General features: G+C 55.1%; 18 protein-coding genes. 8 read left to right on the top strand and 10 right to left on the bottom strand.

Going from position 1 to position 24,089, the window contains the following annotated elements; genetic code table 11:
- The first annotated feature begins 56 nt into the window (after positions 1 to 56).
- Genes iolD through iolB form a run of 4 tightly spaced genes read left to right on the top strand, consistent with a single transcriptional unit; the run spans position 57 to position 4,871 of the window.
- Entirely contained in the window at positions 57 to 1,889 is a 1,833-nt protein-coding gene (gene iolD / locus GOX73_RS19765) for a 3D-(3,5/4)-trihydroxycyclohexane-1,2-dione acylhydrolase (decyclizing) (protein WP_171127053.1), read from the top strand.
- Positions 1,886 to 2,785, top strand: coding sequence for a myo-inosose-2 dehydratase (gene iolE, locus GOX73_RS19760; RefSeq protein WP_171127054.1), 900 nt, complete (start codon positions 1,886 to 1,888; stop codon positions 2,783 to 2,785). Before iolD ends, iolE begins: the two co-directional genes overlap by 4 nt.
- Positions 2,786 to 2,835: 50 nt before the next feature.
- Positions 2,836 to 4,017, top strand: coding sequence for a phytanoyl-CoA dioxygenase family protein (locus GOX73_RS19755; RefSeq protein ID WP_171127055.1), 1,182 nt, complete (start codon positions 2,836 to 2,838; stop codon positions 4,015 to 4,017).
- 47 nt (positions 4,018 to 4,064) lie between these two features.
- Complete coding sequence (gene iolB / locus GOX73_RS19750; protein WP_171125446.1) at positions 4,065 to 4,871, top strand: 5-deoxy-glucuronate isomerase; 807 nt, start codon at positions 4,065 to 4,067, stop codon at positions 4,869 to 4,871.
- A gap of 24 nt (positions 4,872 to 4,895) precedes the next feature.
- On the opposite strand, the gene GOX73_RS19745 is transcribed toward iolB, so the two are convergent.
- Genes GOX73_RS19745 through iolC form a run of 3 tightly spaced genes read right to left on the bottom strand, consistent with a single transcriptional unit; the run spans position 4,896 to position 7,558 of the window.
- Positions 4,896 to 5,735, bottom strand: a complete 840-nt coding sequence (locus tag GOX73_RS19745; protein WP_171127056.1) for a class II fructose-bisphosphate aldolase — start codon at positions 5,733 to 5,735, stop codon at positions 4,896 to 4,898.
- Positions 5,732 to 6,568, bottom strand: a complete 837-nt coding sequence (locus tag GOX73_RS19740; RefSeq protein WP_171127057.1) for a 5-deoxy-glucuronate isomerase — start codon at positions 6,566 to 6,568, stop codon at positions 5,732 to 5,734. The genes GOX73_RS19745 and GOX73_RS19740 overlap by 4 nt, the downstream gene beginning before the upstream one ends.
- Positions 6,569 to 6,577: 9 nt before the next feature.
- Positions 6,578 to 7,558, bottom strand: coding sequence for a 5-dehydro-2-deoxygluconokinase (iolC, locus tag GOX73_RS19735; RefSeq protein ID WP_171127058.1), 981 nt, complete (start codon positions 7,556 to 7,558; stop codon positions 6,578 to 6,580).
- Between the two features lie 115 nt (positions 7,559 to 7,673).
- Between iolC and GOX73_RS19730 the strand changes: the two genes are divergently transcribed.
- Together GOX73_RS19730 and GOX73_RS19725 are read left to right on the top strand one after the other, a co-directional pair.
- Positions 7,674 to 8,777, top strand: a complete 1,104-nt coding sequence (locus GOX73_RS19730; protein WP_171135073.1) for a Gfo/Idh/MocA family protein — start codon at positions 7,674 to 7,676, stop codon at positions 8,775 to 8,777.
- Between the two features lie 40 nt (positions 8,778 to 8,817).
- Positions 8,818 to 9,951, top strand: coding sequence for a Gfo/Idh/MocA family protein (locus tag GOX73_RS19725; RefSeq protein ID WP_171127060.1), 1,134 nt, complete (start codon positions 8,818 to 8,820; stop codon positions 9,949 to 9,951).
- Here GOX73_RS19725 and GOX73_RS19720 read toward each other — a convergent pair whose 3' ends face one another.
- The 3 genes from GOX73_RS19720 to GOX73_RS19710 form a co-directional block, all read right to left on the bottom strand.
- A complete protein-coding gene (locus tag GOX73_RS19720; RefSeq protein WP_171127061.1) occupies positions 9,952 to 10,950 on the bottom strand; it encodes a LacI family DNA-binding transcriptional regulator in 999 nt (332 codons plus the stop codon).
- A gap of 613 nt (positions 10,951 to 11,563) precedes the next feature.
- Entirely contained in the window at positions 11,564 to 13,666 is a 2,103-nt protein-coding gene (locus GOX73_RS19715; protein ID WP_171135072.1) for a DUF1214 domain-containing protein, read from the bottom strand.
- Positions 13,667 to 13,719: 53 nt separating this feature from the next.
- Positions 13,720 to 15,231 (bottom strand): DUF1214 domain-containing protein, encoded by a 1,512-nt coding sequence (locus tag GOX73_RS19710; RefSeq protein WP_217351026.1) that lies wholly within the window; start codon positions 15,229 to 15,231, stop codon positions 13,720 to 13,722.
- 92 nt (positions 15,232 to 15,323) lie between these two features.
- Here GOX73_RS19710 and GOX73_RS19705 point away from each other — a divergent pair, with 92 nt between their 5' ends.
- Together GOX73_RS19705 and GOX73_RS19700 are read left to right on the top strand one after the other, a co-directional pair.
- Positions 15,324 to 16,346: an AraC family transcriptional regulator gene (locus GOX73_RS19705; RefSeq protein ID WP_171127062.1), complete on the top strand. Its 1,023-nt coding sequence runs from the start codon at positions 15,324 to 15,326 to the stop codon at positions 16,344 to 16,346.
- 363 nt (positions 16,347 to 16,709) lie between these two features.
- Positions 16,710 to 20,030: an adenylate/guanylate cyclase domain-containing protein gene (locus GOX73_RS19700; RefSeq protein WP_171127063.1), complete on the top strand. Its 3,321-nt coding sequence runs from the start codon at positions 16,710 to 16,712 to the stop codon at positions 20,028 to 20,030.
- A 344-nt stretch (positions 20,031 to 20,374) separates the two neighbouring features.
- Here the strand turns inward: GOX73_RS19700 and GOX73_RS19695 are convergent, their stop codons facing one another.
- The 4 genes from GOX73_RS19695 to GOX73_RS19680 are packed head-to-tail and all read right to left on the bottom strand — an operon-like array spanning position 20,375 to position 24,034.
- Positions 20,375 to 21,133: an SDR family NAD(P)-dependent oxidoreductase gene (locus GOX73_RS19695; protein WP_171127113.1), complete on the bottom strand. Its 759-nt coding sequence runs from the start codon at positions 21,131 to 21,133 to the stop codon at positions 20,375 to 20,377.
- Positions 21,134 to 21,151: 18 nt separating this feature from the next.
- Positions 21,152 to 21,973 carry an ABC transporter permease gene (locus GOX73_RS19690; protein ID WP_171135071.1) on the bottom strand — a complete coding sequence of 274 codons (822 nt, stop codon included), beginning with the start codon at positions 21,971 to 21,973 and terminating at the stop codon, positions 21,152 to 21,154.
- Positions 21,974 to 21,980: 7 nt separating this feature from the next.
- Positions 21,981 to 22,832 carry an ABC transporter permease gene (locus GOX73_RS19685; RefSeq protein WP_171127111.1) on the bottom strand — a complete coding sequence of 284 codons (852 nt, stop codon included), beginning with the start codon at positions 22,830 to 22,832 and terminating at the stop codon, positions 21,981 to 21,983.
- A gap of 38 nt (positions 22,833 to 22,870) precedes the next feature.
- Positions 22,871 to 24,034 carry a PotD/PotF family extracellular solute-binding protein gene (locus GOX73_RS19680; protein WP_171127110.1) on the bottom strand — a complete coding sequence of 388 codons (1,164 nt, stop codon included), beginning with the start codon at positions 24,032 to 24,034 and terminating at the stop codon, positions 22,871 to 22,873.
- Between the last annotated feature and the right edge of the window lie 55 nt (positions 24,035 to 24,089).

Below are 24,089 nucleotides of genomic sequence, written 5' to 3'. Positions count from 1 at the left end.
GAGAAACTGGAATTCAACCGATTGGCCGGGGTGGCCTTAAGTTGAAAGGGATCACAATGGGCAAGACAATTAGACTGACCGCAGCGCAAGCTTTGGTCCGCTATCTGGGCGCGCAGATGAATGAGGCCGGAGAGCCATTCATAGCAGGTGTCTGGGCTATTTTTGGTCACGGCAATGTGGCCGGGCTGGGTGAGGCGTTGCATGCCGTAAAGGACAGCCTGCCGACCTATCGCGGCCACAATGAACAAACCATGGCGCATTGTGCCATCGCCTATGCCAAGCAAATGCGACGTACGAGGGCCATGGCTGTAACCTCGTCCATCGGGCCGGGTGCAACCAATATGGTGACGGCGGCCGCGCTGGCCCATGTGAACCGGTTGCCGGTTCTGATCATTCCCGGCGATGTCTTCGCGACACGAGGTCCCGATCCTGTGCTGCAACAAATCGAGAGTTTTGGCGACGGTACGGTCAGCGCCAATGATTGCTTCAAACCAGTCAGCCGGTACTTTGATCGCATCTCACGGCCGGAACACCTGCTGACCGCGTTGCCGCGCGCGTTCCGCACCATGACGGACCCCGCTGAATGTGGGCCGGCGACTTTGGCATTCTGTCAGGACGTACAGGCCGAGGCGTACGATTATCCGGAAAGCTTCTTTGAACCGCGTGTCTGGTATCAGCGCCGCATCCGTCCGGATGAAGGCGAACTGGCCCGCGCTGTCGCGGCCATCAAGGTGGCCAAACGTCCGGTCATCGTCGCAGGGGGTGGGGTGCACTATTCGGGCGCGACGGATGCGCTGCAGAGTTTCGTGGAAACGCACAACATCCCGCTTACGGAAACGCAGGCTGGTAAGTCCGCCTTGGCATGGGATCACCCGTTGAACCTTGGACCCGTAGGCGTGACCGGTGGCGAACCGGCCAACTCGGTCTGCGCCGAGGCGGATCTTGTGCTGGCCGTTGGCTCTCGCCTGCAAGATTTCACCACCGGGTCTTGGGGCCTGTTTTCCAACCCGGAACGCGAGATGATCTGCCTGAATATGGCTGCCTATGACGCGGAAAAACACGGCGCTATGCCGTTGCAATCGGACGCACGTGTTGGGCTGGAGGAATTGGGTGCAGCATTGCAGGGATACCGCGCCGATCCTGTGACGGACTCACTGAAGGCCGAATGGTACGGCAAGGTCGACAAGCTGACTGATGCGCCGGGCGACGGAAACGCGCTTCCAACAGATATGCAGGTTGTTGGCGCGGTTCAGCGGGCGTCACATGACGATACAGTTGTCATGTGCGCGGCGGGAACCATGCCGGGAGAACTCCACAAACTCTGGAAAGCGCCGCGCCCTGGTGCCTATCACATGGAGTACGGCTTTAGCTGCATGGGCTATGAGATTGCCGGCGCAATGGGAATTAAAATGGCTCAACCGGATCGCGATGTGATCTGCTTTACCGGCGACGGCACCTACATGATGGCGAATTCGGAAATGGCGACGGCGGCGATGATGGGTGTCTCGTTCACCGTAGTCATTACCGACAACCGTGGCTTTGGCTGCATCAACCGTCTTCAGATGGGCACTGGCGGAGCCGAGTTTAACAACCTTCTGGACCATGCAGTGCATGAGAACCCCTCGGCCATTGATTTCGCGGCCCACGCGGCGGCGATGGGGGCGACATCCGTCAAGGTTAGCTCGGTTGCTGAACTGGAAGGCGCGCTTACCAGACGGGGCGATGTCCAAGGGCCTTATGTGGTTGTCATCGACACTGATCCGTACCCCTCGACCGAATACGGCGGTACGTGGTGGGAAGTGGCAGTTCCGGAAGTCAGCATCCGCCCCGAAGTGAACGAAAAACGCGCAGCCTATGAGCTGGCGATTAAGGAAAGAAATACGAAATGAGCGTGAAAATCGGGATTTCTCCGATCGCCTGGCAGAATGATGATTTGCCGGACCTGACGGCGGCTTACACGATGGAGCAAGCACTGAAGGAAGCGCGTGAGATCGGTTATGTCGGTGTCGAACGCGGCCAGCGTATGCCCAGTGATACCGAAGGGTTACGCGCCTATCTCGAAGGCAATAACATCGCGCTGTGCGGCGGGTGGTGCTCGGGCGCGTCGCTGGTCAACGATTTCGCGACAGAGCGCGAAGCGGTGCGCGAACAGGTTGAGCAGTTTGTTGCCCTGAATAGCCCATGCATCGTCTATGCCGAGTGTTCGAACACCGTTCAGGGGCAGGCTGAGACCCCGGTCAATAACCGACCCAAACTGTCCAAGGACGAGGTTCTGGTCTATGCCGACAAGATCACCGAACTGGCCAAATGGATGGGCGATCAGGGGATGCCGATGGCCTACCACCACCACATGGGCACGATCATCGAGACCGAGGATGACGTGAACTGGCTGATGGAAGGATCAGGACCTGAGGTGAAACTGTGCTTTGACACTGGCCACCTGCTGTTCGGCGGTGGCGATGTCATGGTGACCTTGAACCGTTGGGGGGACCGGGTCCATCATGTCCATTTTAAGGACATCCGTCCAACGGTTGTTCAGGATGTGCGTGAAAACGACCGCAGTTTTCTGGATGCCGTTGTTGCCGGTGCGTTCACTGTCCCGGGTGACGGGTGCATCGATTTTCAGGCGGTGGCGAACGCTTTGAAATCCATGGACTACGACGGCTGGATCGTGGTCGAGGCCGAGCAAGACCCGGCCAAGGCACCGCCCTACGAATACTCTAAGAAGGGCTACGAGCATATTCTCGAGGTCTGCGCGAAAGCAGGATTGGAGGTCCAAGCGTAACGATCGGCCCCGCGGGGCGACACCGAAGCCATGAAAAAGGGAGATGTCTCATGGTAAATCAGGAACTGGGTTTTGTTGGTTACTTCGACCGTGAATCCTGTGATCTGGATGAATTCAAGGTGTTGACCTCGCAGAGTCTGGCAGCCGAGGCGGTGCCCCATGCCGCATCGATTAAAAAGAATGTTCCGATCTACGACATGCACGCATTGCGCCCGGTGCTGGAGAACGCAGGCAAGCGCAAAGCTCTGTTGGCCGAGTGGGGCTATGTTTTGGGTAAATCGGCCGGAGTGATCGCTCTGAAAGGAGCGTTCGCTGATACATCCGTCATCGACCGTGCCAGCGATGTTTTCCGCCAGATCATCGTAGAGGAACGTCAAAGCGGTGCTGGCGAAGGTGATCACTTCGCCGCCACCGGCGCGAATGACCGGATCTGGAACGCGCTGCAAAAACAGTGCCTGCGCGACCCTGAAGGTTTTGCGCTCTATTTCGGGAACACGGCGATTGCGGCGGCGTGCGAGGCGTGGTTGGGACCAAATTTTCAGGTTACCGCTCAGATCAATCAGGTGCGTCCGGGCGGCAAGGCACAACAGGCGCATAGGGACTACCACCTGGGGTTTCAGAGCGCGGAAAGAGCAGCGAATTTTCCCGCGCACGCTCATCTGGCTACGGCATCGCTGACATTGCAGGGCGCGGTCGCCCATTGCGATATGCCGGTGGAAAGCGGACCAACCAAGCTGTTGCCCTTTTCCCAGTTGTATCCGCCGGGCTACCTTGCGTTCCACGACGAGAGCCACCGGAACCATTTCGAGGAAACCTGCATTCAGTTGCCGCTGGACAAGGGAGATGCCGTTTTCTTCAACCCCGCGCTGTTTCACGCGGCGGGCGAAAACCGCAGTGCGGATATCGACCGGATGGCCAACCTGTTGCAAATCTCATCCGCTTTTGGACGCGCGATGGAGGCCATCGATCGGCGATCCATGTCCGAGGCGGTGTTCCCCTCGCTTGTCGCCTTGAAACAACGTGGTGAACTGAGTGGTCGCGCGCTGGACTCTACTATTGCAGCCACGGCAGAGGGCTATCCATTCCCGACCAATCTGGACACAGATCCACCAATCAATGGCAACGCTCCGGAAAGTCAGGCCGATATTCTACGTCGTGCGGTGGCAGAAGGATGGAGCGAAGGACAACTGGCCGAGGCGTTCTCGGCCCTACAAACAAGGCAAGCTGCCTGAGGAACTACAGGCGGGCCCGTCAAGCCCGCCTAATACGGAGAGAACACATGTCGGACCTGCTGAAAAAGCCCTTTGGGCGCAGAGGAAAAGTGCATGACATAACTCCGGCCAGTGCCGGGTGGCGCTATGTCGGGTTTGGTCTTTACCATCTGCGGGCAGGGGATAGGGTCAGCGAGGCAACCGGCGATCGTGAGGTCATTCTGGTCATGGTTGAGGGCAAGGCCAGCATTACTGGGGCAGGGCAGGATTGGGGTGTACTGGGCGATCGGATGAACGTGTTCGAGAAGACGCCGCCGCATTGCCTGTACCTTCCGAATGGTACTGATTGGGCGGCTGTGGCTGAAACCGATTGCGTAATCGCTGCGTGTTCCGCGCCAGGCAAAGGTGGTCACGAAGCGCGCCGGATCGGGCCGGACGGTATCACCCTGACGGAACGGGGAAAGGGCGTGAATACGCGCTATATCAACAACATCGCGATGGAGACCGAGGATTACGCCGACAGTCTGCTGGTGACCGAAGTTTTCACGCCCAACGGCCACTGGTCGTCTTACCCCAGCCACCGCCATGACGAGGACGACTATCCACGTATCACCTATCTGGAAGAGACCTATTACCACCGACTGAATCCGGCCAACGGTTTTGGCATTCAGCGGGTCTATACCGATGACGGTCAGTTGGATGAAACCATGGCCGTTTCGGACGGGGATGTTGTGACCGTCCCGCGCGGCCATCATCCCTGCGGCGCGCCTTATGGGTTCGAGATGTACTATCTGAACGTCATGGCGGGACCGCTGCGGAAATGGCGGTTCGTCCCGGCCCCTGAGGTCGAATGGATCATGGAGCGGGACGGATAATCTGTACCAACCCCGCCCCGGGCTTTACCTTTGCGGCGGGGCTCCGAAGGCGCGGATCACCATTCTCGCTGCGGCCTCGACCGGGTCATGGGTTTCTTTCAGAATCGTCACGCGATCGAACCGTTCCGGGTCGCGATTAATCGCCTCGCGCAAGGCGTGGCCGAATGCCATACGTAGCTCTGTTCCGATGTTGAACTTGCAGATCGACGTTTCTCGCGCCAACCGGCTGCGCTGTTCGACCGGCACGCCTGAGCCGCCGTGAATGACCAAAGGCACCTCGGTCGCGGCGTCGATTTCCGCAATGCGCTCTTCGTCCAACCCGCCCTCTTTGTTTTGCTGCAGGTGGACGTTGCCGACCGAGATTGCCATCGCGTCCACACCACTTTCGCGGGCAAAATTTGCGGCCTCGGCCGGGTCTGTGCCGTTCGACCCTTCGCCACCGGAATAGCCCACGAACCCGATCTCGCCCTCACAAGATATACCGGCCGCATGCGCCATCTCGGCTATTGCGGCGGTTTCGTCGATATTCTGTTGCAGGGGCTTGCGCGAGCCGTCGAACATCAGCGACGTAAATCCGCTGTCCAACGCGATCTTGCACTCCTCGAACGTGTAACCATGATCCAGATGCGCTACGACCGGGACCGAGGCGTTCTCGGCCAGGTGGCGGAACATCTTACCCAGAATGGGCAGCGGAGTATGCTCGCGGCAGCTTGGGCCCGCCTGCAGGATCACCGGCGCGTTTTCGGCTTCAGCTGCGGCCACATAGGCGCGCATGTCTTCCCACCCAAGGGTGACAAGGCCACCCACAGCATAACCTTGTTCATACGCCGGGATCAGAACGTCTTTCAGGGTGGCCAGTGTCATTTGAACTTGGCAATCATGTCTTTGATGCCCGGGATCGTTTCGATCTGATAGGCATGGGTGGGTTGAAAAAACTGGACCAGAGAACGCTGTGTAAGACCGCCGAGAATGGTGAAATAATACATCTCGTACCCGGGTAGCACGCAGCAGGGGTGGTAGCCCTTGTCGATGCAGATCGTTGAGCCGTCGACGATGTGATAGGCGTCACCCGGCTCGTTGTCCTCGCGTTGCAACATTTGCAGGCCCGAGCCCCAGTTGGGTTTGAAGCGGAAGTTGTATGTCTCGTCGTGCCGGGTCTCGTCCGGCAGACGATTGGTGTCGTGCTTATGGCTGGGGAAGCCGGACCAGCCGCCTTGGCCAACGGTGAAGAGTTCACTGACCAGTAGACGGCCAACCTTGTCGTGCTGTTTCTGGCCGAGGATGTGCTTGATCTTTCGATGAGTTTTAGTGTCGTCGCTGCCGTATTGAACCAAGTCATGTTTGCGCACGTCGAAAGGGTCCAGCACCTTGTCGTATTTGGCTCCTGCAACGAACACTTCCGTCTCGTCCGACACGCAGACCAATTGGACCTTGGCACCGACAGGAACGTAAACGCCTTCCGGCTCACCGTCCCAAACGTCTTCGCCCCGGTTGCCCAGCTTGGCGAATTGTACGCCCTCAACGTCAACGTCGACACTGCCGGTGGCTGGAACGATGCAGGTCTCATAGCCCGGCACCTGATACTCGAACGCCTCGCCGTTTCTCAGTTTGACGATGTTAAAGTAATTCAGCGGTACAGTAGGGTCATCGGCGTCGACGATGGGTTTGTTCTGATTGTCATAGGGCGCGATATGCATGGAAGTCTCCTATGTCGTAGGGCCGGGGTGAGAGGCGAGAAACGCGTCCAGTTCCGGCGATGTTGGCATAGCCGGGGCACACCCGGGTTTTGATACGACGATTGATGCACAGGCCGAGCCGCGCATAACGGCTTCTTTCAGCTCGCTGCCTGCTGCAATTGAGGCCAACAGGCCAGCCATAAAGCTGTCACCTGCACCATTGGGTTTCACGGCCGTAACCGGATAGATGCCGGTTTCGATTTCTTGCCCGTCAGCAAACGTGACCGCGCCTTTTTCGCCCATCTTGTAAATGACGATCCGGCCCGGTTTTGCGGCCAGTTCCTTTGCCTTGTCCAAGCCCTTGTTGATGCCTCCGGCCATGAACCCGAACTCTTCGTCATTACCGACGATCAGGTCGCTGGCTTCACCTGCGCGGGATAGAACCTCAGCGGCGACCTCCGGGGATGGCCAGCTATACGGGCGGTAGTCAATGTCGAAAATGACCGGCAAATCTGCCTTGCGAGCATTGTCGAACGCGCGAAACGTGGCGCTGCGCGAAGGTTCCGAGGCGAACACCGTTCCGGCAGAGATCACTGCCGAGAACTTACCGTAGTCGACCTCATCCATATCATCTTCGGTCACCTGAAAGTCGACGGCACCGTTTCGGTAGATGACATTCTGGAAATTCTCGATCCGGCTTTCGTAGACGGCCAGCGACATGCGGTATTCGCCACCGACGACCCGGATGTAGGACGTATCGACGCCGTAATGCGCCAGCTTGTTCAAACAGAACCGGCCCACGGCATCATCTGAGACAGAAGTGATCAGCGACGCCTGGCTGCCCAGTTTGACCAGCCCGGCACAGATGTTCGCCGATGACCCGCCCAGATCCGCGTGAAACGTGTTCGCGTCTTCGCTTTTGACGCCAACAGGATCGGCATAAAGGTCCATGCCAGCACGGCCAAAGACCGCAAACCGGTTTCCTTTGATACCGTCTATCAAAGCGTTCACGTCGTTACCTCCGGCAAAAAGGGGCTGGCGAGGATCGTTGGTCCTTGCGTTGAATCGATTCACACGATACTGATTTTGCAACCGGTTGCAAATACATTGTTCGGAGCCGTGACAGATGCCTGAAATCGGAATTGGAATCGTTGGTGGCGGCTATATGGGCAAGGCTCATTCGGTCGCGATGTCTGCCGTCGGCGCAGTGTTCAACACTGCGCTTCGACCGCGCCTTGAGATGATTTGCGCCTCCAGCCCGGAAAGCGCCGAGCGGTATCGTATAGCCTATGGTTTCCGACGGTCGACCGAGGATTGGCGCACGCTGGTCAATGACCCGGCGGTCGAGGCCGTCGTGATTGCCTCGCCGCAAACGACGCATCGTCAGATTGCCGAGGCGGCGTTCGCATTGGGCAAGCCGGTTCTGTGTGAAAAACCACTCGGCTCGTCGCTGGAAGATGGTCAAGCCATGGTCGTAGCGGCTGAGGCAGCAGGTGTCACTAACATGGTCGGGTTCAACTATGTCCGGACCCCGGCAACTCAGTTCGCGCGCCAGTTGATTGCGCAGGGAGAGCTGGGGGACATCACCTGGTTCCGCGGCGAGCATACCGAGGATTTTTATGCCGATCCTGAGGCTCCGGCGACGTGGCGCACGACCGGAATGGCCAACGGAACAATCGGCGATCTGGCCCCCCACATGGTCAACGGCGCCATGGCCCTGGTCGGGCCGATAGTCGAGATTATGGCCGAGGTCGAAACCGTTCACCACGAGCGTCCTGGCGGTCCTGTGACAAATGATGACCACGCTCAGATCATGTGTCGTTTCGCAAATGGTGCGATGGGGAATATTTACGTCAGTCGGATTTCTACGGGCCGCAAGATGGGCTATGCCTATGAAATATCAGGTACAAAAGGAGCTATCCGGTTCGACCAGGAGGATCAGAATGCCCTGTGGCTCTATCGTCGAGAAGGGCCTGAGGCGGAAAGAGGCTTTACCAAGATCCTGACAGGCCCCGCCCATCCGGACTATGAGCCGTTCTGTCAAGGACCTGGACATGGAACCGGGTATCAGGACCAGATCATCATCGAGGCCAAGGATTTCCTCGAGGCAATTCATACCGGAAAAGCTATTTGGCCAACGTTCCGCGACGGGCATGAGGTCAACCGCGTTCTGGCCGCGGCTTTGGCATCATCCGAGCAGCGGCAATGGAAACAAATCGGCGACTTCTGAGCGCTGAAAACTACAAAAACACCAAAGAGAGACAAGAACCATGGCAAAGCTGAAATGGGGAATGATTGGTGGTGGCGAAGGCAGCCAGATCGGACCTGCGCACCGTTTGGGCGCACTGGCCGACGGGATGTTCGAATTCACCGCTGGCGCGCTGGATCATCGGCCCGATGTCGGTCGCGAATACGCCCAAAGACTAGGCGTAGCTGCGGATCGTGCCTATGGCGACTGGCAAGAAATGCTGGTGGGTGAAAAGGACCGGGCGGACCGAATTGATCTGGTGACGATCGCCACGCCGAATTCGACCCATTTCGAAATCACAAAGGCGTTTCTTGAAGCCGGGTTCAACGTCCTGTGCGAAAAACCCATGACCATGACGGTAGAAGAGGGGGAAGAGATCGTGCGCGTGGCAGAAACCTCAGGCAAGATTTGCGCGGTGAACTACTGCTATTCCGCTTATCCGATGGTCCGACAGGCCCGAGCAATGGTGCGAGCAGGGGATATCGGTAAAGTCCGACTGGTCGTGACCAATTTCAGCCACGGCCATCACGGCGACGCCACCGATGCGGATAATCCTCGTGTCCGTTGGCGCTACGATCCCGCCATGGCGGGCGTGTCGGGACAGTTCGCCGATTGCGGTATTCACGCGCTGCACATGGCGAGCTTTATCAGTGATGACGAAGTCAAAAGCCTGTCCGCCGACATGGCATCGACAATCTCAAGCCGCGAACTGGAAGATGACGCGATGGTCAACTTCCGCACCGAAGGCGGCGCGGTTGGACGGTTGTGGACTTCGTCAGTGGCTATCGGCCGCCAGCATGGCTTTGACATTCAGGTGTTTGGTGAAATCGGCGGCCTTCGCTGGGCGTCCGAGCAGCCCAATCAGTTGATCTATACCCCGGTGGGTGGCCGAACGCAGATCATCGAAAAAGGCGAAGGCGGGTTGCATGACGAAGCGCAGCGCCTGTCCCGGGTCGCTATCGCGCATCCTGAAGGGTTCCCTCTGGCGGTTGCAAATATCTATTGCGATTTGGCCGACGCGATTGTGGGAAAGGTCCGGGACAGTCTGCCCACGCCGTCCGATGGGGTTCGTTCCATTGCGGCGGTCCATGCCGCGGTCGCCTCGTCCAAGGCAGACGGAGCCTGGACGGACGCCCGCCCGCCGATTTTCCGTTGATCAGAGGCGGGGCCGCAGAGTGCCCCGCTCGATCAAACGACAGGGAAAAATCCGCGCCTCGGGATAGCGCTGTGGGTCTTTCAGCATCTCTTCGACCAGATCGACCGAAGATGTGATGATTTGTTTGATCGGCTGGTGAATCGTCGTCAGGTTCACGCTTTCCCATCGGGACATCTCCATGTCGTTCAAGCCGATTATTCCGACGTCCTTGCCGGGTTTCAGTCCATGATCCGACAATGCGGACAAGGCGCCGATGGACAGAATGTCATCACCGCAGAAGTACCCTTCTGCCGGATCATCCTTCAACAGCCTCAGCATCTCCTCACGTCCGGCCTCAAATGAATATGCGCCTGCGAACGAGTGAGATACTTCCAGAACAGGGTGTCTCTCGACCTCTTCCATGAAGCCGCGAAATCGGTCCATCGCCGAGGTCGCATCTTTGGGTCCGCCCAGATATCCGATCCGCTTGTAGCCGCGCGCGCGCAGTTCGCGGGCAGCCATACGACCGCATTCGACGTTGTCGATCCCAACCACATGCACCTCGGGTGAGGTCGCCGAGCGCCCAAATGTGTGGACGACGGGAACTCCGGCGTCGTGAAAGGCCTTGGCAAAACTGGGAGGCAAAGTGGACGAAGCAACGATCGCGGCATCGACCGAATATTGCCGCAGCATCCGGACCGAATTGGCCGGTTCCGTTTCATCGGTCAAATTCACGATGAGGGGGCGCAGACCTCGTTCCTGCAATGCACGCGTGAACTGGTCGAACACTTCAAGGAAGATCGGGTTGTGAAAGTTATTGGAAATCAAGCCGATCAGTTTAGTGCGCCCAGTCGTGAGCGAGGAGGCCAGCGCATTTGGGCTGTACCCCAGCTCTTTCGCGGCCTTTTCAACCTTGCTGCGTGTCTTGGCGGAAACGGACGCACCTTCAGTGAATGTTCTGGAAACGGCGGACCGCGAAACACCGGCCAATGCGGCCACGTCCTTTAGGGTCACAGCCATGATTGGCACCCTCGGTTCAGGGTAAGGCTAACTCGTGAATTCATGGTGAAAGCACTATGCACTATTGCATCGGACTTGCAATCGGTTGCAATGCGTTGGCGCAAAGACGCTGGGTACCGTTGTTCATTGGGAGACTGGTGGGTGATGAGAGACCCGAACTCCCGCCATCTTAGTTGCAAACGAAGCGATCTATCCCAACCCGCTCGTACATCAAGGTGTTGTATTCCACTGCCGCCGCCACCATCCTTTTGAAAGATGTCTTGCTTTGCCAGTAGCTTGACACTCTCACAGTCGATAAGGTCCTGCAACACTGCAAGTGTGTTTTGCCCCAAATAAAACCCTGTAATTCAGAAAATGCAGTAGCGTTTGCAGCGGAGGCGCAGCGGTCGCTACCCGCTGACGGGGGTATGGTGGCAACTGGTTACAAAGTGCGTTTAGATACCGTCCCACAAAAATGTGCTGCAAATCTACGTTAGATCTAAGCGGGCTTTTGTATGATCCGCATCGAATGACCGCACCGAGCCCAAAGCGGCCGGTTTTGGAGACGCCCCAATTTCTTGGAGCGTCCATGTTCGCCATAAGACATTTGCTCGTCTAGCCTAAACTTCCAAGACTACTCCACGAGTTCCAAATCACCGGGCCGCCAGCTTTTGTCGAACCATGGTTCAAGCGGCCCGTAAAGGCGCATCATAACATTGAAGCTTCGACCGGGAACTGTTTGCGCCCAGTTGTTTTCCCAACCTTCCGGCGCTTCCGGTCCAAAATAGATGCTGAAGCTACCATCGTCGTTCGGCTTTATTCCGGGCCGGTTGGAGTCGATCCCTCCGGATTGTTGGTCTGTTTCCAAGATCGAACGAGTCTGCCCACTATAGAGCATGAATGACGCAAAGTTCTTGGCAGGGACCGGCGCGGGAAGCGTTACCTTATAGGTCTTTGAACCATCCAGATACTCCCCATCTTTGTCGCGGGCCGTCATTGCATACACCGACCCGGTGCCAACCGGCGGCGCAGTCATTGCAGGTGTGATACCTGTCGCCATGTAAAAGAAGTATGTCCGATCATCCAGAATACGCGCGCCATCCTCAAGGAACAGATAGCTCTGGCGTTGGAACGGCGAGTTCCATTGACGATCTTCATAGAAGTACACCCCCGGATCCCGTGAGGCATATGTGATCGCACGCGCTGTCGCGTTTGCGATGGCTGCGGCTTCTTTGAAGATTCCCTTCATTCTGGCGTCCGGTTCGAACGGTTCGCCTTTTTTGATGCCAATGGAAGCAAATGTCCCAACAATTTCTGGATCAAAAGCGCCGACCGGATTGTTATCCAAGGCTACATGAATCTCCTCGAAGAAGTCTTCGTTGTTGGCATGGACTGTGTTGTGCTGAACGCCGGAGATATTGATGAAGTTCTCCGATGGCGGATTGTCGGCTGCGCTGAGCGGATAGATGTTCAGCCCTGCCTTGATCTCTGCAACTGGTCCTGTTGTGTCACCATCTGCCCCGGGGGAGCGACGCAGCAGCAACCAGTGTTCATTTGTTCTTGTACGAAGTTCAAAATATCCTTCTGGCACTGCAGTTTCATCGTCGTGATGCATCAACAGGTATTTCCCGCCTTCGCCTTTGTCTGCACCAAGCGCGCCAATGTCTGCGACGTAGTCGAACCCTGCGTCGTCCAACAGGCCCAACATGCCAGCGGGCACCTCTATGACCATAGGACCTTCGGAGATATCAACGTTGGAACCAACGTAAATAGTCGTTGTATTAGGCGTCAGCCAGATTGATCTGGCATCCAGAAGATTTTCTGCAATGACGACATCATTGGGTTGTGCGCCTACATCTTCATAGCCTTGAAACATTCCACGCAGAGACGCGATTTTCATGCCATCGAGAAAAGCAGTCGTTGCGCGCATCAAGTCCAGATTGTCGAAGACTTTCTCAACCGTATCTGGTGAAGGCATGCCATCGAAAAACTCAAGTGTGCCAAGTGTCTCTGTTTTCACTCTGTCCGGTGTCAAAACGTTTTGCGGTACGATTGCGGCGAACTCTCTGTCTGATTGTGGAGGCAATGCAACTTGTTCGTTTGCGCCCTCGTTTTGTTGAATCATATCTTCGTTCAGCAAAACGAACTCCACGCGCCGGTTCAGCGCGCGTCCTTCCTCGGACAAGTTCGAGGCAACAGGCGCGATTGGACCTGCTCCCATGGCGACCAGACGTTCCGCCGCGACGTTGTAGGGTTCGCCCATCAGTGCATTGCGTACGGCCGCAGCACGGCGCTCAGCGAGTTCAATGTTGTATGCAAAGTCACCCACCGAGTCCGTATGGCCCACGATCGCCAGTCGCATTTCAGGCAGCGTCGCCATCGCGCTGGCAACTTTGAACAACACCTCGGGTGACGTGCCGGTTAGCGCGTCACTGTCGGTCTCAAAAAAACCGCCGCTCATTGAGACGCGACCATCTTCGCGCAGAGCGGACACAACCGCTTCATCTGTCAGTTCACCGACCGCTCGTGCTCTTTCTTGGCCAAATTGTTGCGCCTTAAGCGGTCCCGTGTTGACTGCGAGTGCAATCGCAATCGCTGTCATACAAGTCTTAATGTTTCTCATTTTGAAACTCCCATTTTCATTGCCTTTATGCGCTTGTCGCGACGTGGCACTTTGGTGTTTGTTGTGGAGAGACGGTGTCCCGAGGCATACACCGCCTCTCCAATTACTGACCAATTGGTTTGTGCCAATACCGGTCAGTGTCCGAATTCAATTGCGAAAAGTTTCAGCTACTCGACCTTCTTGAGATCTCCGAGCATCCAGCCGCTTTCCAGCCAGCCCTCTTCAGGGCCGTAGAGGCGGAACAGGAGGAAGTAGGGCTCGGTGGTTGGGATCCAGTTGCTTTCCATGCCCTCTGGCGCTTCAGGCCCGAAGTAGATGTCGTAAGAACCATCTTCGTTTGCTTGCATCGTGTCGGTGTCGCGCTCGGAAAGTCCCACAGGATCGACGTCGCGGATGAAACTCTTGGTCTCCATCGAATAGACAATGACTGACCAGAAATCCTCGGCGGGTGTGTCCGCTGGCACGTTCAGCTTGTAAGTCTGATTGTGGTCATACATCTCGCCTTCGCTGTCGCGCAGACCAGTTAGGTAGAACGTCCCGCCGCCAAGTTGTTTCGGCAAATAGGTAATCCAGAAGTAGCTGCCGCCGGCACGGGCATCGACAAGCACTTCGGTTTCAGTTTCGTAAGGAAACCCAAGCTCGGCCTGACCCTCTGCAAAGTCCCAGATAAGCCATTGGCTTTTCATGTCGCCGTTTTCGTCCACCCATAGCGGCAACATCGCTTTGCCTGGCGTCACAAAATAATGCTGCATGGATGCATAAGCCAGCAACAGACCTTCCTCCATTGCCTTCACCTGAAGTTCGGTTGGCTCGAACGGCTTACCCTTCTCAATCCCGAGATCCTTCAGAAAGTTCACCATGACTTTGTCTTGAGGACGGATTGGGTTGTTCTGGACGTAGTCGTTTAGGTCCTGAAAGAAGGTATCGTTGTAGTACGGCAGGGAGTCGTAGGGAACCTCAGAGGCTTCATGATAGGTGTTCGGTGGTGGGTTGTCGGCTTCTGACAGGTAGTAGACTTTTATCGTCTGTGCGTATTCAGCCGCGTCCGCATCAGTCGCGCCGTTGGTCAGCTTTGGGCGGAATGAAAACCCGTATTCGTAAGTGTCTGTCTCGAACGGCAAGTATCCCGCGTCAGTCAGTTCCTCGATTGACATGTCGCCATCATAGTCGGGTGGCAGCATGAGATATTTACCACCTTCTCCTTCGTCGAACCCGTCCGGACCAACATCGGCAATCGGGACATCCCAGGCGTTTACAATCGTACCGAAGTAATTGACCTTGTCTGTTGCTGCCGGAACTTCGATCACCAAAGGCCCGGGCTCAGATGTCATGGACGCCCATGCGTAAGCTGTTACATCATTGGCCGTCAGAAACCCGTGTTTGGAGTCGAACGGTTTGTTGAGATACACAATGTCGTTGTAATCCCCGCCCAGATCTCGGCGAATACCTTTCAGGAAGTCGATCATGCCTGCAGCAGGCATGCCCCAAATCGCGGTTTGCGTCGCGCGCTGCACCATTATTTTGTATTCGATGTCTTCAACCTGCGCCGAGCGCGCGAGAATGTCGCCCGTGTCGTTAAATTCCTGCGCCTCGACCTGAGCAGCGGCGCCGCCGACGCAAATGGCCGCAACTAAACACTTGGTCGATAAGTCTGTGAACAATGTGCCCATCTGTTTCATTCGTGACTACTCCCTTGAGGTTTTCGCGAGACTTGCACATCCGAAACGCAGATGCGTATCATTTCACGACAGGCACATTTCCGGAGAACTCAATGGCACTGCCACCGATGATTTCAGCGAAGGCGCTTGGTGCGATGCCGCAGTTTGTCCATGAGGTCGCTGGAGAAAAAAGATTAGCGAAGGCCATGGATGTCGCTGACCTTCCACATCACTTTATCGAAGAACGGTCGGGATACATTTCCGAGCATTCGCTGGCGACATTCGTCGAGGAGGCGGTTCGATTGGCGGGCCATCAAAACATTGGCTTGCTTTGGTCTCCTTACCTAACGGTCGCAGACTACGGGCTTTGGGGAGAGTATGTCCTGTCCGCGCCTACGTTGGGTAACGCGCTACGTCGCGCAACATCGGTTATGCCTTTGCACTCATCAGTTGATCGTGCATGGCTGGAAGCCTCTGGCCGACGTTCGCGCTATTGCTACAAATTCGGAATGCCGGAGCACCCCGCTTACGCCGATATAGCTTTTTCCGCGATCGGCGTTTTCCTAAGTATTTTTCGCGAGTACCTAGGTAAGGAATGGACGCCTACGGCAGTTCTCTTGGATTTTGCAAAAGTACCGAACTCGGTCGAAGTCGAAGACACATATGGGTGTCCCATAGTTTGGAACGCACCAAGGTTGGGTGTGGAATTCGAAAGCTCATTGCTTTTGGTCGAGAACAGAAGGCAATATCGCGTTCGCGGTTTTGTGACGGTTGACGATGTTGCGAGGGAATGCGTCGGCGGACCACCTGAAACAATAGCTGGTCGGGTTGCCGCAATAGCCCGACAGCAACTCCACCACAAAGAAATCTCGGTTGATGCAACCGCTCGCGCACTCGGGCTTGGTGTTCGCGCTCTTCAAAGGAAGCTCGAGGAAGAAGGCGCGCAATTCCGTCGCATAGTAACCGATGTTCGCGTAAGCCGGGCGAAAGAGTTACTTTCATTGCAGTCTGGCACCATCGCCGATATTGCTACTGCGCTTGGATACGAGACAGCCAACAACTTCAGCCGTGCATTTAAGACCGCCACTGGTGTCTCGCCATCTGAGCACCGAATTCTTGGGCGCGATAGGTTCTAAACCTTCTGAAACCGCTCCAGTACCACCGACTGCTTCGTCCGCATAACAGTCATTCAAGCCGAGTGCAGCGAATGTCCGTTCCAAGCCCAGAGCAGAAATACAGCTATCCACTGGATACGGAACCGCACTAAATACTTATGTTACGATACCATCACGTCGTACCGACGCGATGCCGAAGGACCCGTCCCATCCAGAGCGACGAAGTCCTTGACCAAATTCGATACGGTGATTTTCAATGCGTAGAAAGAGTTCAAGTGCGCGGAAATTGCGACTCAGTAAACCGCAACGACCAACCGGAGAAAGGGATGCATGCTGGTGCATCGCAGGCGATAGTTCTGCAGCCGCCGCACGCGAAAGGATCAAATGTCTGAAATCTCGCGCTGGCTAGAGAAACATGGCTTGTCCAAGTATGCTGGGTCGTTTGCAGAGCATGAAATCGAACTAGGTGACTTAACCGAATTAACGGACAAAGATCTCACTACAATCGGGCTTCCCCTAGGTCCGAGGCGCCGTTTCATGAAAGCTGTTCGAGCTGAAGCAAAGGGAGTGACTTACCCGCACAACACCGCGTTAGGTCCCGCGATCGTCGCTGAGCGCCGGCAGCTTACCGTCATGTTTATAGATTTGGTTGGATCAACGGAAATATCCCAGCGCGTCGATCCGGAAGATTTGGCGGAAGTACTCCGGCTGTTCAAAGAAACCTGCGCTGCGTCGGTGGCCGCTTTTGATGGCCACATCGCAAGTTACTATGGTGATGGGATAATGGTCTTTTTTGGGTTTCCTCATGCGCACGAAGATGACCCAGAGCGAGCCATTCGCGCAGGTCTTCGCATTATCCAGGAAATTCCAGCTATCCGCACTCATGCGAAACTGAATGTCCGAATTGGGATCGCAACTGGGTTGGTTGTTGTTGGTGATTTACGTGGAGAAAAAATGTTTGAGGACGGAACGGCGATGGGGGAGACGCCGAACCTGGCCGCACGTCTACAAGCAATGGCTGAGCCCGGGACATTGATCGTCGCTCCCAATACTCATCATTTGGCGGGTGATGCTTTCGAATACGTTCTGCGTGGCGCATTCAAGCTTAAAGGTTTTGCCAGAGAGGTCGAAGCTTGGCAGGTGACAGGAGCACGGGAAACAGTCAGCCGTTTCATGGCAGAGGAAGACGAGTTACTGAACCCTTTGATCGGACGCGCCGCAGAATATGAAACCCTCAATGAAAAGTGGAAGTTGGCAAGTGGCGGTCAAGGACAAGTTGTGCTGGTGTCCGGCGAGCCAGGAATTGGCAAGTCTAGATTGGTTGAAGAATTAAGGCAGAGCATTCCGACGATGTCGCACGCTCAAACGCGATATCAGTGTTCCCCCTACCATTACGCGAGTGCGTTTTATCCTGCCATTCGCCAAATTGAGAATGCTGCGGGCCTTCGTTCAGACGACAAGAACGAAGTGAAACTCAGAAAGATATCCTCTGTTCTAAGTGACCAGTCGGATCACACACTGAAACTGGCCGCGTCCCTACTTTCGGTCCCTTTTGAAGACCAATTGGGTGAACTGAATCTGACGCCACAGCAACTCATGGATCAGACCTTAGAAATGCTGTTGGGCAATCTGACTTCGCAGGCTGAGGAAAAGCCAGTGTTGCTCTTGTTTGAGGACGCGCATTGGATTGATCCGACAACTAAATTGTTGCTCGACCGAGTTGCCGATCGGATTCGTGACCTTCCAGTATTGGTCGTGATGACGTTCAGACCTGAATTTGACCCGGGTTGGGCATTGCAATCCAACCTTTCTAAATTGGTCTTGAAGCAATTGGACTTTCACCAGGTCAAAAACATTGTGGACGAAGTTGCAAAAGGGCATTCGATTTCTGACGAAATGTACAATGTCGTCGCTGCCAGATCCGATGGCGTCCCGCTATATGTCGAAGAAGTGACAAAAGATCTATTGGAATCAGGGGTTTTGACAAAAGGAAGGGACGCATACTCAAAGGGTGGGGCGTCCCCGGCAAGCTCGGTCCCAAGCACTTTGCATGATGCACTTATGGCGCGGCTTGACCGACTGAGTTCCGTCAAGGAGGTCGCCCAGATTGGGGCGGTTATCGGACCTCAATTTTCTTTTCCGTTGATCGCCAAGGTCGCTCGGATCAGCGACAAGGCGTTGCGCGCGGGATTGGAACTTTTGGTCGACGCAGGCATTGTGACAGTTTCTGAACAAGAAAACCTTGAAACTTTCAGCTATCGCCACGCGCTAATTCGCGACACAGCTTACAACAGTCTCTTGAAGAGCGAGCGCAGGGTCTTGCACGCACGTGTTGCGCGAGCGTTAAGTGGTAAATCAACCCATATTGGCGATGCCAGTCCGGAAATACTTGCGCACCACTACACGATGGCGGGTATGAGCAAGGAGGCAATCGACTATCGCTATCTCGCAGGCCAACGCGCAGTCCAACGTTCTGCCAATATCGAGGCGAACACACAGCTTTCTTTGGCGATCGAGCAGTTGAGCCAACTGTCTCATGGTGTTGAGCGGGATCAGAAAGAAATTGAGGTTCAGGTTCTCAGAGCAGGTGTTCTACGATCGACTGCAGGAATAGCTGCCGATGAAACAGGGACCGTTTATGCAAGAATACGCGACTTGTGTGAACGGGTGGACGAAACAGAACATCTGTTCCCTGTTTTGAATGGCTTGTATTCCTTCCATTTGGTGCGTGCTGAGTATGATTTAGCCAGAAGTGTTGCAGCGCAGTTGTTGAATTTGGCAGATACAACGGGTGAGACACACCATCAGATGGTAGGGCATCGAGCCATGGGCGCAGTGCTGTTTCATATTGGAGAACTAAACCCTGCATACGAGCACTTGAGTAAAGCGCTAGAGCTTTACAGTCGGAAACGCGATGGGCACCTGGCCTACATATACGGTTCGGACCACGCAGCGATAACGTCGTGCTTTTTAAGCATGGCTGTATGGATGCGCGGTGCGCCAGACAAAGCACTTGAGATACAAAAACAAGCGGTTGCTGCAGCTCAAAAGCTGGAGCATGCGCACAGCATAGCACAGTCGCTAACCTACCAGTGTATGCTCTATCTTTTGCGCCGCGAACCTGGAAAAGTAATAGAAGCCGCAACTCAGTTGGAGGAACTGTCTTCAAAACACTCGTTCACCTTCATGTCGCTGACTGCAACGCTCTGGCGAAGCTGGGTGGATGCCTACCTTTCCCCTGAGCCCGAAAACATCCACGCATTGCGACAAGCATCGGAAGCGTGGTGGGCCAGCGGAGCTGGGAATTACAAACCTTTCTTTTTGACGATGATTGCGGAACTCACGTTGAAAACGGGTGATCGGGAAAGTGCCTTACAGTTGTTAGCCGAGGCCCGCAGGTACCAAAGCCTTACAAACGAAGGATGGGCGCAAGCTGAGACCGACCGCGTTTATGCTCTCGCAATTTCTGAAAGTCGGTTCGCCGAAGTAGAGTTTTGTGAGGCTTTGAACACGGCAAAACGACAGCAGGCAAGGATGTACGAACTTCGGATTGTTGTAGACTACATCAAGAGTTGCCAAAAATTTAGACAGACCCCCACTCCCAACTTTGGCTTAAATGCTGTCTTAGAAACTATCATAGGAGGAGAGCTAACAGTCGACGTGAACAACGCCCAAAATCTGCTTGATCAGACTACTTTTGATTAACTCTCAAAAATTCAGAGCGGTGCAGTTGGGTAGATTGGGACTCATACTCGGAACTTAACTAGGTGTTCGTCTGTTTGAGCGTTCGACAGAAACTGTATCCAGGAGTATCCGACCCGCGTTTCTTTATAAGCCGCTTCCTGGCGAACAGTACTCAATTCCACTCAATTTCTGCACTGCCCAATAAGTGGACATTCTTGCCAGAGCAGCGAATGACCAAATCGTCCGCATAGCAGTCATTCAAGCCGAGTGCAGCTAATAGCTGCTTTGAGCCCAAAGCAGACTGAAATGTGCTCGCCAAAATGAATTGCGGCTATAGACATTCTCTTGAGCGGTCTAAACCATCACTAAATGCATTCACCGCCATCGATAACCAGGGCTTGCCCCGTCATAAAAGCGGATTCATCAGAAGCTAAATAGACGATCCCATGGCCAATCTCTTCAACTGTCGCCCATCGACTCATGGGGATCGCCTGCTCGATGTAGCTTTCCAGTTTGGCCCGGCCACCCATCTGCTTTTCGAAGCCTGCATTGAAAGGGGTGTCTACAAATCCTGGACATAGGGCATTGAAACGGATTGCATGGACAGCGTAGTCGGCTGCCATCTGCCGGACCATCGCAACAGCAGCGTGCTTTGTAGTCGCATAGGCGATCATACCCCGGTCATATTGAACCCCAGAATTGGAGGCCGTGACGATCACGCTGCCTCCACCGTGTGATTTCATATGGGGGACGGCTGCACGCGCGGCAATGAAGTGAGCGCGGACATTCAATGCCCAAGAAGCATCCATTCCATCTGGTTCCACTTCTTCCAGCGTTCCTTCGATCTGCAACCCAGCGTGAGAGTGCAACACGTCAAGACGACCGAAGTTTTTAACTGCTTCGTCTATGGTTCTGGTAAGGGCATCGTCGTCGGTCACATCAAGCTGTATGGCAGATGCTTGATTTCCCTGTGCAACGATCGCGGCCACAGTGGCTTCAGCAAGTGTTGCATCGCGATCGGTTACCACAACATGCGCACCCTCTTGTGCCATTGCCATTGAACCCGCCCGACCAATTCCTGATCCCGCGCCCGTCACGAGCGCGACCTTACCTGCAAGCCGCATGTCACTTGGCTCCTTTATTTAATTATTCGATTTTGAGGCGCCTCGGCGCAAAAGCAGCTGCGCTGCAACGAGCAACAAGAGCGACGCGCCCATAACCATAGTGCCGATGGCATTGATCTCGGGCGTTACGCCGCGCCGGATGGATGAGAATATGTAGATTGGCAGGGTTGTTTCTGAGCCAGCTACGAAGAACGCGATGATGAAATCATCAAATGAGAAAGTGAAGCTAAGCAGGAAGCCTGCCAAAATTGCCGGTGCTATCAACGGCAGGGTCACCTGTCGAAAGGTGCCCCAGGGCGTCGCAAAGAGGTCAGCCGAAGCTTCCATGAGCGCGCGGTCCATACCCGATAGCCTTGCACGTACGATGATTATGACCAGCGCCATTGTGAACATGGTGTGTGCGGCGACAAGCGTGGGCATCCCCATGGAAAGTTGCGGGGGATTTGCTCCATCGGGCCATAGGCTTGCAAGAAGCGGGTTTAGCCAACCGAATACGGTGACGAGGGCAATGAGTGTCGCGATGCCGATGACGATACCAGGTATCATTATCGCAATATAAATCATCGCATCAAACAAAGTTCGGAGCCATCCCGTAACCCCTTGTAAAGCGATGGCTGCCATGGTTCCGAGAGTGGATGCGAGGCAAGCAGTTATGAATGCCGCAAGCAGACTGGTCTCGAGCGCGTCCATAACAAATGGGTTGTCAAGCGCTTTACCATACCATTGGGTCGAGAACCCCATAAACTGGCTTGCGTGTCGTCCGGCATTAAAGCTGAAAAGCGCGATGATGCCGATCGGAATATAGAGAAAAAGGTAGACGCAAATCGCGTATAAGCGCATCGGACCCTCACATCAGCGAGACATCTTCGCGCTGGCCACCCAGGCGCGAGATGAATTTCATGTAAATTGAGACAGTGACAAGCATCACGACAACCAGAGTCATTGCGACCGCCGATCCGTACGCCCAGTTCCGAGACTGCAGGAACAGGTCCACCAGCGCATTTCCGACGAAAAAGACCTTTCCGCCGCCCAAGATCGCTGGGATCAGAAACTCGCCCATCAGCAAGATGAAGACCAGCATGCAGCCAGTTGCGATACCAGGTACCGACAAAGGAAGTGTCACCTGACGGAACGTACGCCATGGGGTAGAGCCGAGATCAGCCGATGCTTCCAGAAGGCGTTTATCCAGTTTGTCCAAGCTTACAAAAATCGGGAAAACCATCAGAGGTAGATAACCATAGACAATTCCCACAAGTACAGCGAATGGCGTATTTATCAGGCGCACATCGTCGATGCCGATCGTCTCCAGTAAAGCGGGCAAGCCACGCCCCCCAAGGATGAAAATCCAAGCGTATGACCGGATCAGGATCGATGTCCAGAACGGCACGATCACCAGAATCAACAGTGAAGTTCTCCACTTTGGTGAACAACGCACCGCAAGAAAGTAGGCGAGCGGGTAGGCAATTACCAACGCAGCGATGGTTCCCAGAGGTGCAAGGATCAAAGTGTTCTTAAACGCCGTCCATCGCGCAGGAAGGTTGGCATATTGTTCCAACGTAAACGCTGGTACGTAGCCTCCGGCGGCACCCCGTTCGCCAAAGGAAAAGACGAAGACGACCAGCAGAGGAAGGGCAAGCATTACCAAAAGCCATATTCCTGCTGGAGCCAGCAACAGTGCTTTTCTGCCTCGTTCGGTCATATTGTCCTCGTCTTTTCCGATATTGGCGGCCTTGCCGCTTAGGCCGACTTGAAGCGGGCGAGCAACTCGGCACGGTTTGGATCGGTCAGCGTAGCCGCTGCGCCGAACTCGAGCGCATTCAGAAGGTCAGCTGCCGGATAAAGGATCGGATCTTCCAGCAGTTCCTTCGGCAGCAACGCATTGGTGCGAGCATCAGCCGATGGATAGCCATGAGCGAGGACTTCCTTCGCATTAACTTCCGGGTTCAGCAGGAAGTCGATCAAGGCATAAGCGGCATCCATATGGGGTGCACCCTTAGGAATAGCGTAGTAGTCGGACCAGAGTTCACCGCCCTCAGTTCCCAGAACGTAGGCGATTTCAGGCATGTCGACATTCATCTGCTTACCGTCACCTGTCCAGCACATCGTCATCCAGGCGTCACCGTTACGCATCGGTGGCTGATAATCCGACGAGATTGCAAACAGATGTGGTTTGGCATCCAGCAACAATTTCTCGGCATCCGCCAGTTCCTTCTCATCGACCGAGTTGAAGGAGTAGCCGAAGTATTTCAGGGCGTTACCGATGGTGGTGAGTTGGTAATCATGCACCATTGTCCGGCCTGAGTAACTTGCCATAGTCAGGTCCCAGAACTCTTTCCATGTGGTCGGAGTCGGAGCGCCGTCAAGCTTGCTGGTATTCACTGCAAAGCCAGTTGTGCCCCAGTTTTTTGGCACCGCGTAAAGCTGGCCATCGACAGAACCGGCATCCGAAAAGCGCTGTTCGAATGAACCTGCGTCGTAGTTTGGCAGTTTGGACGTATCGAGCGGGATGATCAGATCTTCACCCACATACGTAGTGATCGTGTAGTTAGTTGGAACGAAAACGTCCCAGCCAGACCCTCCAGCCTGTAGTTTTGCCAACATCTCTTCGTTCGAGCCAAAAACATTGACCTGAACATGGGCGCCAGTGGCTTCCGTGAAGGCTTCGAAGTTCATCTCGTCATGATAGTTCGGCCACGTGGCGAGGATCACTCGGTCGCCAATGTCTCCGGCAGCAAATGCCGGGCGTGGACGCAACCCAGGCATGGCCGTGCCCAGAACGGCCGTTGCCATCCCAAGACCTGTCACGCCTAAGAAATGTCGCCGTGTAACCGAACCCTTTTGGTACCGGCGAAGCTCTTCCATGAACTTTTGCTTGGAAATAGTCCCATTATCCTTGGTCATTGTGAACCTCTCTGTTGTTGGATTGCGGGATTTGTTATTTTTCCAGGATCAGCAG

Origin of the sequence: Ruegeria sp. HKCCD7221 (assembly GCF_013031225.1) — a bacterium.
Classification (GTDB): domain Bacteria; phylum Pseudomonadota; class Alphaproteobacteria; order Rhodobacterales; family Rhodobacteraceae; genus Ruegeria.
Note: the sequence above shows the minus strand (reverse complement) of the source record. Positions and strands in the feature narration are given on the sequence as shown.